Below are 12,627 nucleotides of genomic sequence, written 5' to 3'. Positions count from 1 at the left end.
AAAGACGCTGTGAGTTTTGATCCGATTGGATCATCCCTTCGCCGGTTGAAAGAGCATAAGACCGGCATTCGGGCCCATTCGCAGGCGCAATACGCCCGCAAGGGGAGCGTCACATAGCGCACTTGTCCCCCGGCGTAAAGGGGCAAATGTTAATTATTTTGAAAATGTCAAGAGGAGAAATTTTGGGTTGTCGACGGATCAGGTGACGGTGGCGTCTGGCGTCTTCGTGTCGAGCTTCGGGTTAATCAGACAGGAGTAGATCAACCCCCACCCAAAACACGCCACATAGGGCCAGCCCTGCCACAACGGACTCTCCATCTGACGCCAGGCCCCGCTTTCCAGCGTCGGCCACGCCAGACCTGCGGCGACAAGCAGCAGGAAGGTCGCGGAGATTAGAATGACACCCAATCGAAAAACCCTGTTAGCGATATCCACGCCTGGGTCAAAAGCATGTCGGACGATGCCGGAGATCACTTTCTGCTTCCATACCATCCCCACTACTGCACCGGCCAGTACGGCCCAAAAAGCGTACTGGATGTAGAAGGCGCCAATGAATTCGGAGCAAAGCAAATTGACAACCGTTGCGGCCACCAGCAGGCCGGCCAGCAGCGCTGCTACGTACACCAGGGATGACCAGCGCTGCGGACTATATTGAAAGTATATCAGCAGGAAAAAAGGCCAGGTGTTAAACGACCCCCTAGGATAGGCCTGAATATAGATATTGTGAAAATAGCGCTGCGTCAAAACCTTGTCGGGTAGCCAGAGCCACACCACTATTAGCCCGACGACGATTATCAGAACCGGCCACATCCTTGCGGTCGCCGTTGCGAACTCGGCCAGGCTTGCTTGTTTTTTCGTCACTGACGCCATCGAAGTCCCCCGCCTGCGATCCCGTGCTGGATATCGTTCCACACCCCAGACACTCGCCATGGTATATTAGGCCATATAGACGCCGAGTCCACCCTCTCCTTCAGGCCTTGAAATCCTGAGGCGGCATGGGTCTATAGGCCGGGATGACCGCCACACCGGCTTTCCAATCGTTCTTCCAGCCCTTGCCGCCCATCAACTGGATGAGGAAAAAGCCGGCGATGAAGCCGCCGAGATGGGCCTCCCAGGCGACGGGGATCGCGACGTTCGCCCCCTGCCCGCTAAGGATTTGCAAGACTACGTCCGGGCCGCCAAACAGAGCAATGACCAGGAGGTTGCTCCAGATAAAGAACCAAATGGCATCGAGGGAGCGACGGCTCCATATCGGCGACAACTTTTCACCGAGGAGATCGAGACGTGTGCTGGCGGCATAGACACCGTAGATGGCGCCGGACGCGCCAACGACTTGATTTACGCCGTTCGGATGTAAGGCCCAAAACACAAAATTGCCTGCCAGACCGCACAACAGATAAAAGACATGGTACGGCACCACGCCGCGCCAGCCCTGGCCGAAGCGCGCGATGACAAAAGGCGAAATGACCAAATAACCCCACATGTTCGAAAGGATGTGAAGCCATCCACCATGCATGAAGATAGAGGCGAAAATGGTCCACCAACGCCCTTCACGCACCGCCTGACTGGAAAAGAAGCCTATAGACAGTAGATTCGGCGACAGTACTTGGGCGACGAAAACGATCGCGCAGGCCACGACCACCAGCCACATCGGCCAGTTCCGGAGGTCGGTCATCAGGCTGAAGGTCGTTACGCGCCTGGGTTTCGCGCGCGCGGGAATGTCTGTGGTCATGGCCACTATATAGGGCGTGCAACAGTATTATGAAAGCACGCCGGCTACGTTAGATATCCCTTGCGATACGAAAGCCAATACTGTCATTGCCATAGTCGTCCGGGCCGTTTTGCCGGAAGGTCGCCCGTGGCAAGGGTGATTGTTGAAAGCGTACAAGGCCGCCGCGCAGGGAACGCTCAGGGCAGATGTCGTCCTCGATGGCGCTGCCGTCGTTCGGGGCATCGCTGTAATCGTCGTGATAACAGTCCTCGACCCATTCGTTCGGTGGGGCATAAAGACCCGCAATCCCCAAACGGTTCGGCGTCGTGGCATCCATGGCTTCCGCGCCGGTGCCCATGCCATCGGCACCTAAGCCTATGCGCGCGACATACTCCCACTCAGCCTCGCTCAACAATCGGTAGGTATGTCCGGTTTTGGCCGAAAGCCAGCCGATATAGGTTTGGGCAGCTGCCCAGGAGACGTGTGTCACGGCGCCCTCGCCGTCCCTTGCCGCTTTGCAGCCGCCCGCGTCGAAGCAAGCGTTCCACTGCGCTACCGTGACTTCGTTACGGCTTACGGCGAAGGGTTTGGCGAAGTTCACCTTATGCACCGGCTTTTGGCTGGCGTCGTAATCCTTCATCCCCATCTTGAAGCTGCCGGGCGGGATGACGACCATGTCCGGGCAGGCATCCACGCAATCGGCAAAGATCGTGCCGGCCATGGACGGTGCGTTTTCCGCCGCCAAGGATTCGGCAGTGAAGGCCGGGCCTGCCAGAACGGCTACAATAGCCGCGATATAGATTATCCTCATGACCTGTTCTCCGTCTTCAGGCCCCATCTTAGGCGGGGGCGAAACCGGAACCTAGTTACAAGGCCTGTTAGACCGCGACTTGCCAATCGTTACTTGCCAATCGCTACTTAGCCGTCATCGCCGGAGGTTGGCCCTTTTCCATCTGGAAGCGGATAGAGATCGTGCCACCATTGTTGCCACTGCCGCTTTCGGTCGACAGGGCGGACGTCGCGACGCGGAGCAGCGCCTTGTCGCTGCCGATGGTGCGCATATCGCCCAGTTCCGGCCGCGCCTTGGCCACGGCGTCGTGGAAGGCGACAGCTCGCGTAACCGCCAGGTCTTCCGTGGCGCGGCCATCGGGGGTAAAGGCGTTGAAGCGTACCTGGGCCAGGACGAAGATGGCCGCCAGCTTGCCCGTACCAGGACAGGCGCCGGCCGCTGGCGTGCCGTAGCCGTAACAGGGCAGGTTTTTCATCAATTCGGCCGCCACTTCCGCGACCGTCTTTTGCCCTTCGGGCGTCAACTCACTCGTCCCGTCGACGAAAAGCTGGCTGGCCGGGAAGGTCAAGGTGCCCTTGCCGTTATTGGCCGAATTGGCGATCGGCGCGCTGCCGAGGTCGGTCGACATGGCGCTGACCAGGGCGGCCTGGGCAGCCGCGGCCTGTTCATCGGCGGCCACCGTGTTCGAATAGGAGAAACAGTGGCGGTTGGCGTCGCCCGGCGCCTCGCCGGCAACCAGGACATCGCCGGGGATACAGACGATCATCTTGGTGGGATTGACTTCGATCTGGGCCGCCTTCGCTTGCATAGGGCCAGCGACCTGAATGAGAGCTACGGTCGCTCTGTCCTTGGCGGTCGTTATCGCCGCCGTGCTGGCGCGATATTGCAGGGCGAAGTAGCTCAGCATGATGATGAAGATAAACAGGACGCCGACCATCATGTCGGTCATCGAGACGTAGTAGCTTTCGCCCTCTTCGCTGTCGTGCGAACGTCGGTGATTGAACCTCATCGGACTGTCACGCTGCCGTCGGCTCGGCTTCAGTGAGTTGGGGCTTTAGTGCGATTTCGACGCGGCGCAGGCTTTTCAGCTGCTCCAGCATGACTTTTTCCGGCGGGTTGAATTCGACCGCGGCATCCAGGCTTTCGAACAGGCTCGCTTCCAGGCGCTCGATGCGTTTGCGGCGGAAACGGGCGACGACGCGCAGGATGACCGACGCAAGAACCCCGGCGATCGAGGTCCAGAACTTGGTGGCGGCGATGGAGAGCAGGCCCATCAGGGCCGTCTCCATGCCACCGCTATCGGCGCCGCCGGCCTGGCCCATAGCGCTGGTGGCTTCGGTCAGGGCGGCGACGATACCGAGGAAGGTGACGACCAAGCCGATGGCGACCAGGATATTGGCCCACCATTCCAGCGAACGCGCCGGCTCATCCAGCTTGTCGAAGGATTCCGACGCGCGCACCGAGGTGGCGAATTCCTTATCGTCGGTCTCGACCAGCAGGCTGCGGTAATTGGCCCAGCCGAGGACCAGCGCGGCGGGCGCCGAGGCGACCGAGCGGGCATTGGCGAAACGCAAGTCAAATTCGGCGAAACGCTTGAAGAAGTCCTTACGGCCGTTGGCGGCGCGCACCGTCGACAGCATATTCCAGCGTTCCATCAGTTCCTTCAGCAGCGGCCGGTATTCGCCGAATTCCGACAAGGCGATCAGGAATACGGCGAAGACCAGCAGCGCGCCAGCCATCATCAAGGCGACGCCCGGTGTCGAAAATACCAGGACAACAAATGACGTAATCGGATCGTGCACGGGCGGCGTCCCCCTAAGGAGCGGTTCGGAAAGGTCGCGCTCCTTAGAACTGTTATAACGTAAACGCAAGAGGAAGATTTCGGCCTGCGCCACCGGGCATAACAAAACAGGCCCGGAAGCGAGCTTCCGAGCCTGTCTCTTATTATTTCCGCGATCTGCGTTCCTGTTTTGACAAAAACGCGGGTCCCGTTAGGTAAATTTCCTTGCGGAATTTACTTCACTTCGACCTTGGCGCCGGCGTCTTCAAGCTTCTTCTTGATGTCGGCAGCTTCTTGCTTGGAGATGTTTTCCTTGACGTTCTGCGGAGCGCCTTCGACCAGGTCCTTGGCTTCCTTCAGACCGAGGTCCGAACGGATCGAACGGATTTCCTTAATCACGTTGATCTTCTTGTCGCCGCCGTCGGTGAGGACAACGGTGAACTCGGTTTGCTCTTCGACGGCTTCAGCCGGGGCAGCGGCAGCGCCACCAGCGGCGGCAACGGCGACCGGAGCGGCGGCGGAGACGCCCCACTTTTCTTCAAGCATCTTGGACAGTTCGGCGGCTTCGAGAACCGACAGGGCCGACAGGTCGGCGACCAATTGATCTAACTTGGACATGTTATTTCCTTAAAAGGTTTGGGAGAGTTGATGTGATAATGTGTGTTGTTTAAGCGGCTTTGTCGGAATAGGCCTTGACCACGCGGGCCAATTGACCGGCCGGCGCGACGAGGATGCCGGCGATCTTGGTCGCGGGCGCCTGAAGCAGGCCGACAAGCTTGCCACGCAGTTCGTCGAGCGACGGCAGGGTGGCGAGCGCCTTGACACCGGCTTCGTTGAGAACGTCCGTCCCCATCAGACCGCCAATGATCTTGAGCTTGTCATTTTCCTTGGCGTATTGGGCAGAGATTTTCGCAGCGGTGACCGGATCGGCCGAATAGACCAGAGCGACCGGGCCCTTGAAGAGGGCGTCGCCCGCTTCACCGACCGAGCCGTTCAGGGCCTTTTGAGCCAGACGGTTCTTAAACACCTTCAGCACGGCGCCTTCTTTGCGAAGACGAGTGCGAAGGTCAGACATTTCCACAAAGGTCATACCCGTATACTGGGTAACAACCACGGTGGCGTTATCGGCGAAGACGCTCTTGAGCTCTTCGATCGACTCGGCCTTTTTTGCGCGGTCCATTGCTGGCCTCCATGGGGTGATGTTTCCAAGCGGACAGCCCGCCTGAAAGTTAGCCAATGACTTTAACGCTCCGGGAAAACCCGAAACGGCAAAATCGCTGTCGAGATGAGATGCTGATCACCCAAGGCCTGCGCGCATTTCCCAAATTCAGGAAATGTGTCAGTAATCCTTGATGGCGTTTCGCGTCCCGTCTAATTTCGACGCCTGGGGGCTCCCCGGCATTATGGATGAAGCGGCCCTTCATCCCCGAAAGTCTCGGACAGAACGACACGGGAGAGTGACCTCTCCCAAGCCGAGGTGCGCTCCTTACAGGCAAGCCGCTGATAAATCAAGGGCTCGCGCGTGGAAAAGTAGGCTAAGCCGGGCGCGGCTTGAAGATCCGCACCGTTGACGCCGGATATTTGATCAGTTTGTCCGCCGGTCGAACGGGACGCCTTACCAGGTTGCCACCGCAGTTGGGACAGACACCGCGCAAGATGTTCGCGACGCAATTTGCGCAGAAGGTACATTCGAAGGTGCAGATCATGGCGTCGGTAGCATCGGGCTGGAGATCCTTGTCGCAACATTCGCAGTTGGGCCGCAGGTCCAGCATCAGGCCTCTCCGGCAAAGGCGAAGCCTTCATCGTCCCAGCCGGTCAATCCGCCGATCATGACCTTAACCTTGCGGCCGAGCCGTGCCAGCTTCAGAGCCGCCTGGTCGGCGCCATTGCAGTGCGGCCCGGCGCAATAGACGACGAAAAGGACATCACGCGGCCAGGCCTGAAGGGCGTCCTCGGATAGGCGACGATGCGGCAGATGATGGGCGCCGGGGATATGGCGGCGGGCAAAGGCTTCCGGGCTGCCGACCGCATGGAGCAACACGAAATCGGGCTCGCCGGATTGCAGGGCGTCGTGGACATCGGCGCAGTCGGTTTCCATCGAGAGCCTGGCGGTGAAATGGCTGATGACGGTTTCCGGCGCGGTGGCGGGATAGGCAGTGACGTACGAGGCAGTGGTCGTCATGGTGGGTTCCTTTGCGAAGAAGACATCCGAACCATAACCGCGTCCGTTTTCGCCTTGTAGATGGCGGAAATGACATATATAGAAGATATTATGCCAAAGCTCGTCAAGCCCCTCCCCAACCGTAAGGTCTGCGTCCTCGCTTTCGACGGCATGCCCTTGTTCGAATTCAGCATCGCCGTCGAGTTGTTCGGACTGGAACGGCCGGAAATGGGTCCGGACTGGTATCAATTCCAGGTGGCGCGTTTTGAGGACGGCCCGGCGCGGTCGACCGCGGGCATTCATATCATCGCCCCTGCCCCGATCGAGGCTCTGGAAGATGCCGGCACGGTCATCATTCCCGGCTGGCCTATATTGAAGCCGGTGCCGCCTCGCTTGACCGAATTACTGCTGCGCGCCCACGCCCGCGGCGCCCGTATCCTGACCATCTGCTCCGGGGTTGTGGTCCTGGCAGCCTCGGGCCTGCTGAAGGGCCGGCGCGCCACGACGCACTGGCAATATACCGCCCATATGCTGGCCCATTATCCCGACATCGAGATCGTTCCCGATGTCCTCTATGTCGATGAGGGCCAGATCCTGACCTCGGCCGGTAGCGCCGCCGGCATCGATCTGTGCCTGCATTTGATCCGTCGCGACTTCGGGCCCGAGGCCGCCAACAAGGTCGCACGTCGGCTGGTCATTCCGCCACACCGCGACGGCGGCCAGGCGCAATATATCGAACGCGCCGTGCCCAGCGACTATGAGAGCGATCGGTTAGGCCCCCTGCTCGACCATATGAGAAAATCCCTGCATGCCGAACATCGCGTGCCCGACCTGGCCCGCCGCGCCGGCATGAGCGAACGCACCTTTCTGCGCCGCTTCGCCGAAGCGACCGGAACGACACCGGCGAAATGGTTGCTGCGTATGCGTTTGAACGAGGCGCGCGATCATCTGGAAGCCAGCGATATCAGTATCGAACAGGTTGCCGAGCGGACCGGTTTCGGCACGACGACCAATCTGCGCCATCATTTCCGCGAACAGTTGAACACGACGCCGACCGCCTATCGTCAGACCTTCAGCCGCGCGTCTGCCTGATCGTCTTCATGTTTTGGAGATGTGGGGTTGGGGGAGACGCGCCTACATCTCCCCCTTATTACCTGAGCTGCGGCAACCCGGAGAGGAAGTTCACTCAGATAAAATTGGTATATCGAGAAACGGTTTCGATATTAACTTGATAGCCTGAGTAGATTTCTCAAAATGCCACGCGTTATAACGCGAAAACACTGACCCTACTCAGTACCGTTAGGGACACAATAAACGAAAGCCTTCGTATGTCGAGTGAATTATAAGTAATGTTAGGTTTAGTTTTATTACACAACTGCAATATTGAAACCTCGTCCTAAAGTTTATTACAATTGACACTATCGTTACACTGTAATCGCTTTCATACGATGATCGATCCGGCCGCGAGCCCTCATTTTGGGGCACATAAAAGGTTTTGATGGTCGGATAACGCGCCACGCCGCTCCGGCCACGAGTCTCTCCTCGAATAATCGGACAAAACGCCTGTCAGCGCGCCCTGTCCAGTGAACTCGGCGTAATGTTGCGGCCTTGATTTTGTCGACGGTTTTGGTCAAGGAGGGAGCATGCTCAGCGCCATCCACGCCTTTCTCGGAACAACGACTCCCGATGCCTGGGTCGCGGCCGCCCTGCGCCATCAGGACATCCTCCTGATCGACCACAAGAACTGCGAATACAAAGCCGCCAGCAACGCCATCAATCTGATGGCCAAGTACCAGGACCGCGAGGCGATCGCCAACGCCATGTCGCGCCTGGCGCGCGAAGAACTGGCGCACTACGAGCGCGTCATGAAGATCATCAGGAAGCGGCATATCCCGCTGCTGCCGCTGTCGGCCAGCCGCTATGCCGCCGGACTGCGCAAACTGGTCCGCCGCAGCGAACCCGGCATGATGACCGATATCCTGCTGATCAGCGCCTTTATCGAGGCGCGGTCATGCGAACGCTTCGGCGCGGTGGCGCCACATCTCGACGCGGAATTAGGGGCGTTTTATAGCGGCCTGCTGAAAAGCGAGGCGCGGCATTTCCAGGGCTATATCAAGCTGGCGCATCTCTATGGCGATGCCGGCGATATCGCTCGGCGGATTGAGGTCATCCGGCCGGTCGAACAGGCGCTGATCGGCGACCCGGATACGGAGTTCCGGTTTCACTCGGGCGTGCCGGTGTAAGGGCCTCCGGCGGCAAGGGGCCGAGGCCCCTTGACCCATAACAAAAAAGCCTTCCCACCAAGACGGCGGGAAGGCTTTTTCGTCAATGGATCAGAGTAGCTTAGGCAGCCGTTGCGCTGGAGGTATCGACCTTCACGCCCGGGCCCATGGTCGAAGACAACGAGATCTTCTTGACATAGAGACCCTTGGCGCCGGACGGACGGGCCTTGACCAGAGCGTCGACCAGAGCCTTGACGTTGATTTCCAACGCTTCGGTGGTGAACGAGATCTTGCCGACGCCGACATGGACGATACCGGACTTTTCAACGCGGAACTCGACCGCGCCGCCCTTGGCGTCCTTAACCGCTTGCGCGACGTTCGGAGTCACGGTGCCGACCTTCGGGTTCGGCATCAGGCCGCGCGGGCCCAGGACCTTACCGAGGCGACCGACCAGGGCCATCATGTCCGGAGACGCAATGACGCGATCGAAGTCCATGAAGCCGCCCATGATCTTTTCGACTAGGTCTTCGGCACCAACGACTTCAGCGCCGGCGGCGAGAGCTTCTTCAGCCTTCTTGTCCTTGGCGAAAACGGCGACGCGAACGTCCTTACCGGTGCCGGACGGAAGGTTGACGACGCCGCGGACCTGTTGGTCGGCGTGACGCGGGTCAACACCCAGATTGATGGCGATTTCGACGGTTTCGTCGAACTTGGCCTTGGCATTGGCCTTCACGACGCCGAGGGCTTCGGTCAGACCGTACAGCTTGGTCGTTTCGACGTCCCAAGCCTTGATGCGTTTTGCGATTGTCATATTAGTCCACCACCTTCAGGCCCATGGAACGCGCGGAACCCTCGATAATCAAGGTGGCGGCGTCCAGGTCGATTGCGCTCAAATCCTTCATCTTCTTTTCGGCGATGCCGCGCAGTTGGGCGCGGGTGATCGAACCGGCGGACTCGCGGCCCGGCAGCTTCGAACCGGACTTCAGGTTCAGCGCCTGCTTGATGAAGAAGGTGGCCGGCGGCGTCTTGGTGACGAAGGTGAACGACTTGTCCTGATACACCGTGATGATGGTCGGGAGCGGCGTGCCTTTTTCGACGTTTTCGGTACGGGCGTTGAATTCCTTACAGAAACCCATGATGTTGACGCCGCGTTGGCCCAGTGCAGGACCGATGGGGGGCGAAGGCGTGGCAGAGCCGGCCTTCACCTGGAGCTTGATATAGCCCAGGATTTTTTTAGCCATTGATATCTCCTGTAGTTCCCCGAATGGGAACAATGTGAGCCGTGGTCTGGGTCACCCCTCCCACGGATTTTCGACGCAATAAAGCGAAGAGCGGGCGCTATAGCGGTTTTGGCGTTCGGTGGCAAGCCCCGAGGCACCATAAAGCATTGCCTTGACGTATACCCCCATAGGGTATATTGGCATTATACCCCACCCCGGTATAAGAGGTCACGATGTCCCACCACCCCTCCCATGTCGAACAATTGCCGCGCCTCAATCGCGCCACCGGCCAGATCGAGGCAGTCAAACGCATGATATCCGAGGGCCAGTACTGCGTCGATATCCTGACCCAGTTGCGGGCTGCCCGCAGCGCCTTGAAGGCTGTCGAGCTCGGGGTGCTGGAAACCCACATGGGGTCGTGCCTGAAACGCTCAGCTCGCGAGGACGAGGGGCGCCAGAAGGCCCAGATCGCCGAGATCATGGCCCTGTTGAAGAAGTACGAGTAGCCGAGATGGACAAGCCCACATCAGACGAAACCAAGGCCTGTTGCCATTCGGCAGGGCCCCATGATCATTCGGGTCATCACGAGCACCCGCCCGCTCCCACCGCCAAGGCGGGTGAATCCGTTATCTACACCTGCCCCATGCATCCGGAGATCCGCCGGCACGGTCCGGGCGCCTGCCGTATCTGCGGCATGGCGCTGGAGCCGGAAGTCGTCACTCTGGACGAGCCCGAAAATCACGAATTGAAGGAGATGACGCGCCGGCTGTGGATCGCCGTGGTCCTGTCTGTCCCGGTCGCGATCCTGGTCATGGGGGCACATGTCGGATTGTCAGCCCTGGTGCCGGATCGCATCTCGATCTGGCTGCAGATGATCCTGGCGACACCGGTCGCCCTGTGGTGCGGCTGGCCGTTCCTGGTGCGCGGCTGGGAGTCGCTGCTTTCCCGCCGGTTCAACATGTTCACCCTGATTGCCCTGGGTGTTCTGATCGCCTGGGGTTATTCTGTGGTCGCCGTCGTGGTGCCTGACGCCTTCCCGCACATGGCCGGCATGGGGCCCGACGTCTATTTCGAAGCCGCCGCCGTCATCACCGCCCTGGTCCTGGTCGGCCAGGTCCTTGAACTGACGGCGCGCGCCCAGACCGGCAACGCCATCCGCGCCCTGCTGAAGCTGGCGCCGGCGACCGCACATCGCCTGCATGAGGGTGAGGAAGAAACGATCCCGCTCGATCAAGTCCGGGTCGGCGACAGCCTACGCATCCGTCCCGGCGAAAAAATACCTACGGACGGCGAGGTCACCGAAGGCGCCAGCCATGTCGATGAATCTATGCTGACCGGCGAAGCCATGCCGGTCGCCAAGGCCGCCGGCGACAAGGTCACTGGCGCTACGGTCAATCAGTCGGGTGCGCTGGTCATGACGGCGACCCGCGTCGGCAATGACACCGTCCTGGCTCAGATCGTGGCTCGGGTCGGCCGCGCCCAGCGTTCGCGCGCGCCGATCCAACGCGTGGCGGACACGGTCTCGGCCTGGTTCGTCCCGGCTGTGATGGTGTGCGCCGCCCTCACCTTCGCCGCCTGGATGATCTGGGGGCCGGCGCCGCATCTGGGTCACGCACTGCTCAATGCCATTGCCGTCCTGATTATCGCCTGTCCGTGCGCCCTCGGCCTCGCCACGCCGATGTCGATCATGGCCGGTACCGGGCGCGCCGCCCGCGAAGGCATATTGGTGCGCGACGCCGCCGTACTCGAAGCTTTCGAGAGCGTCGACACTCTGGTTTTCGACAAGACCGGCACGCTGACCGAAGGCAAGCCACGGTTGGTCGACGTTCAGACGGTTGGCGGCGTTGACCGCGACCGGCTGCTGAGCCTGGCGGCAGCGCTTGAGGCCGCCAGCGAACACCCGATCGCCAGCGCCATCGTCGCGGGCGCCAAGGCCAAGGGCTTGCCCGCCTACACGGTGGCCGACTTTGCCGCACCGTCCGGCAAGGGGGTCATCGGCCGCGTCGACGGCGTTGCTGTTGTGTTGGGCAATGAAGCCTTGACGGGTGACGTGTCGGAGCTGGCGGCCCTGGCCCAGCCGTTCCGCGACCAGGGCCAGACCGCAGTCTATGCCACGCTTGACGGGAAGCCTGCCGGTATCCTGGTCGTTGCCGATCCGGTCAAGGAGTCGACCGTGGCGGTGTTGAAAAGCCTCAAGGCCGATGGTTTGCGGCTGGTCATGTTGACCGGCGACAATGAAGCGACGGCCCGGGCCGTCGCCAAATCGATCGGGCTGGATGAGGTACGCGCCGGTATCCTTCCGGACGGCAAGGCGGACGTCATCGAAGAGCTGATCCGCCAGGGCCGCAAGGTCGCCATGGCCGGCGATGGCGTCAACGACGCCCCAGCGCTAGCCGCCGCAACCGTCGGCATCGCCATGGGCAACGGCACCGACATCGCCATGGAAAGCGCCGGCGTCACCCTGATCAAGGGCGACCTGACCGGATTGCTGCGTGCCCGGGGCTTGAGCAAGCTGGTCATGCGCAATATCCGCCAGAACCTGGTTTTTGCTTTTGCCTATAATGCCGTGGGCATTCCGGTAGCCGCCGGCGTCCTTTATCCGGCGTTCGGCCTGCTGCTGTCACCGATCATCGCGTCGGCCGCCATGGCCCTGAGTTCCGTTTCGGTGATCGCCAACGCCCTGCGGATTCGATCGGCCAGACTGTAAGACAAAAAAGCGCTCCGGTTGCCCGAAGCGCTTTTT

General features: G+C 60.3%; 15 protein-coding genes. 4 read left to right on the top strand and 11 right to left on the bottom strand.

The features are described 5' to 3' along the window. Positions 1-198: 198 nt before the first annotated feature. From AC1DX3_RS00185 to AC1DX3_RS00145, 9 genes are all read right to left on the bottom strand, one after another. Positions 199-870 (bottom strand): hypothetical protein, encoded by a 672-nt coding sequence (locus AC1DX3_RS00185; RefSeq protein WP_476987206.1) that lies wholly within the window; start codon positions 868-870, stop codon positions 199-201. Between the two features lie 100 nt (positions 871-970). After that, on the bottom strand, positions 971-1,732 hold the full coding sequence (locus AC1DX3_RS00180; RefSeq protein ID WP_476987205.1) for a rhomboid family intramembrane serine protease: 762 nt from the start codon (positions 1,730-1,732) through the stop codon (positions 971-973). Between the two features lie 49 nt (positions 1,733-1,781). Next, positions 1,782-2,522, bottom strand: a complete 741-nt coding sequence (locus tag AC1DX3_RS00175) for a formylglycine-generating enzyme family protein (protein WP_476987204.1) — start codon at positions 2,520-2,522, stop codon at positions 1,782-1,784. Positions 2,523-2,625: 103 nt separating this feature from the next. Then, positions 2,626-3,510 carry a hypothetical protein gene (locus AC1DX3_RS00170; RefSeq protein WP_476987203.1) on the bottom strand — a complete coding sequence of 295 codons (885 nt, stop codon included), beginning with the start codon at positions 3,508-3,510 and terminating at the stop codon, positions 2,626-2,628. A gap of 7 nt (positions 3,511-3,517) precedes the next feature. Beyond that, a complete protein-coding gene (locus tag AC1DX3_RS00165) occupies positions 3,518-4,303 on the bottom strand; it encodes a hypothetical protein (RefSeq protein ID WP_476987202.1) in 786 nt (261 codons plus the stop codon). Between the two features lie 212 nt (positions 4,304-4,515). Next, positions 4,516-4,899: a 50S ribosomal protein L7/L12 gene (rplL, locus tag AC1DX3_RS00160; RefSeq protein WP_476987201.1), complete on the bottom strand. Its 384-nt coding sequence runs from the start codon at positions 4,897-4,899 to the stop codon at positions 4,516-4,518. 49 nt (positions 4,900-4,948) lie between these two features. Continuing rightward, positions 4,949-5,461, bottom strand: coding sequence for a 50S ribosomal protein L10 (gene rplJ, locus AC1DX3_RS00155; protein ID WP_476987200.1), 513 nt, complete (start codon positions 5,459-5,461; stop codon positions 4,949-4,951). A gap of 355 nt (positions 5,462-5,816) precedes the next feature. Further along, entirely contained in the window at positions 5,817-6,053 is a 237-nt protein-coding gene (locus AC1DX3_RS00150; RefSeq protein ID WP_476987199.1) for a DUF1272 domain-containing protein, read from the bottom strand. Continuing rightward, entirely contained in the window at positions 6,053-6,463 is a 411-nt protein-coding gene (locus AC1DX3_RS00145) for a rhodanese-like domain-containing protein (protein ID WP_476987198.1), read from the bottom strand. The genes AC1DX3_RS00150 and AC1DX3_RS00145 overlap by 1 nt, the downstream gene beginning before the upstream one ends. Before the next feature lie 90 nt (positions 6,464-6,553). Here AC1DX3_RS00145 and ftrA point away from each other — a divergent pair, with 90 nt between their 5' ends. Continuing rightward, on the top strand, positions 6,554-7,534 hold the full coding sequence (gene ftrA / locus AC1DX3_RS00140; protein ID WP_476987197.1) for a transcriptional regulator FtrA: 981 nt from the start codon (positions 6,554-6,556) through the stop codon (positions 7,532-7,534). A 551-nt stretch (positions 7,535-8,085) separates the two neighbouring features. Then, positions 8,086-8,685 (top strand): MiaE family protein, encoded by a 600-nt coding sequence (locus AC1DX3_RS00135; protein ID WP_476987196.1) that lies wholly within the window; start codon positions 8,086-8,088, stop codon positions 8,683-8,685. Positions 8,686-8,785: 100 nt separating this feature from the next. Here AC1DX3_RS00135 and rplA read toward each other — a convergent pair whose 3' ends face one another. Beyond that, positions 8,786-9,475, bottom strand: coding sequence for a 50S ribosomal protein L1 (rplA, locus tag AC1DX3_RS00130; protein ID WP_476987195.1), 690 nt, complete (start codon positions 9,473-9,475; stop codon positions 8,786-8,788). A 1-nt stretch (position 9,476) separates the two neighbouring features. After that, positions 9,477-9,905 (bottom strand): 50S ribosomal protein L11, encoded by a 429-nt coding sequence (gene rplK / locus AC1DX3_RS00125; RefSeq protein WP_476987194.1) that lies wholly within the window; start codon positions 9,903-9,905, stop codon positions 9,477-9,479. Between the two features lie 212 nt (positions 9,906-10,117). On the opposite strand from rplK, the gene AC1DX3_RS00120 reads away from it, so the two are divergent. After that, the gene (locus AC1DX3_RS00120) at positions 10,118-10,390 is read left to right on the top strand and encodes a metal-sensitive transcriptional regulator (RefSeq protein ID WP_476987193.1); all 273 of its coding nucleotides are present in this window, start codon (positions 10,118-10,120) and stop codon (positions 10,388-10,390) included. A 5-nt stretch (positions 10,391-10,395) separates the two neighbouring features. Further along, positions 10,396-12,591, top strand: coding sequence for a copper-transporting P-type ATPase (locus AC1DX3_RS00115; RefSeq protein WP_476987192.1), 2,196 nt, complete (start codon positions 10,396-10,398; stop codon positions 12,589-12,591). Positions 12,592-12,627 lie beyond the last annotated feature (36 nt).

This window comes from Asticcacaulis sp. P2_B1 (genome assembly GCF_056404915.1).
Note: the sequence above shows the minus strand (reverse complement) of the source record. Positions and strands in the feature narration are given on the sequence as shown.

Bases quoted from the DNA above. Each gene is read 5' to 3' on its own strand.
- rplA (WP_476987195.1), bottom strand. From the start codon at position 9,475: ATGACAATCGCAAAACGCATCAAGGCTTGGGACGTCGAAACGACCAAG.
- AC1DX3_RS00180 (WP_476987205.1), bottom strand. From the start codon at position 1,732: ATGACCACAGACATTCCCGCGCGCGCGAAACCCAGGCGCGTAACGACC.
- AC1DX3_RS00145 (WP_476987198.1), bottom strand. From the start codon at position 6,463: ATGACGACCACTGCCTCGTACGTCACTGCCTATCCCGCCACCGCGCCG.
- AC1DX3_RS00135 (WP_476987196.1), top strand. From the start codon at position 8,086: ATGCTCAGCGCCATCCACGCCTTTCTCGGAACAACGACTCCCGATGCC.
- AC1DX3_RS00115 (WP_476987192.1), top strand. From the start codon at position 10,396: ATGGACAAGCCCACATCAGACGAAACCAAGGCCTGTTGCCATTCGGCA.
- rplJ (WP_476987200.1), bottom strand. From the start codon at position 5,461: ATGGACCGCGCAAAAAAGGCCGAGTCGATCGAAGAGCTCAAGAGCGTC.
- AC1DX3_RS00150 (WP_476987199.1), bottom strand. From the start codon at position 6,053: ATGCTGGACCTGCGGCCCAACTGCGAATGTTGCGACAAGGATCTCCAG.
- AC1DX3_RS00170 (WP_476987203.1), bottom strand. From the start codon at position 3,510: ATGAGGTTCAATCACCGACGTTCGCACGACAGCGAAGAGGGCGAAAGC.
- rplK (WP_476987194.1), bottom strand. From the start codon at position 9,905: ATGGCTAAAAAAATCCTGGGCTATATCAAGCTCCAGGTGAAGGCCGGC.
- AC1DX3_RS00120 (WP_476987193.1), top strand. From the start codon at position 10,118: ATGTCCCACCACCCCTCCCATGTCGAACAATTGCCGCGCCTCAATCGC.
- ftrA (WP_476987197.1), top strand. From the start codon at position 6,554: ATGCCAAAGCTCGTCAAGCCCCTCCCCAACCGTAAGGTCTGCGTCCTC.
- rplL (WP_476987201.1), bottom strand. From the start codon at position 4,899: ATGTCCAAGTTAGATCAATTGGTCGCCGACCTGTCGGCCCTGTCGGTT.
- AC1DX3_RS00185 (WP_476987206.1), bottom strand. From the start codon at position 870: ATGGCGTCAGTGACGAAAAAACAAGCAAGCCTGGCCGAGTTCGCAACG.
- AC1DX3_RS00175 (WP_476987204.1), bottom strand. From the start codon at position 2,522: ATGAGGATAATCTATATCGCGGCTATTGTAGCCGTTCTGGCAGGCCCG.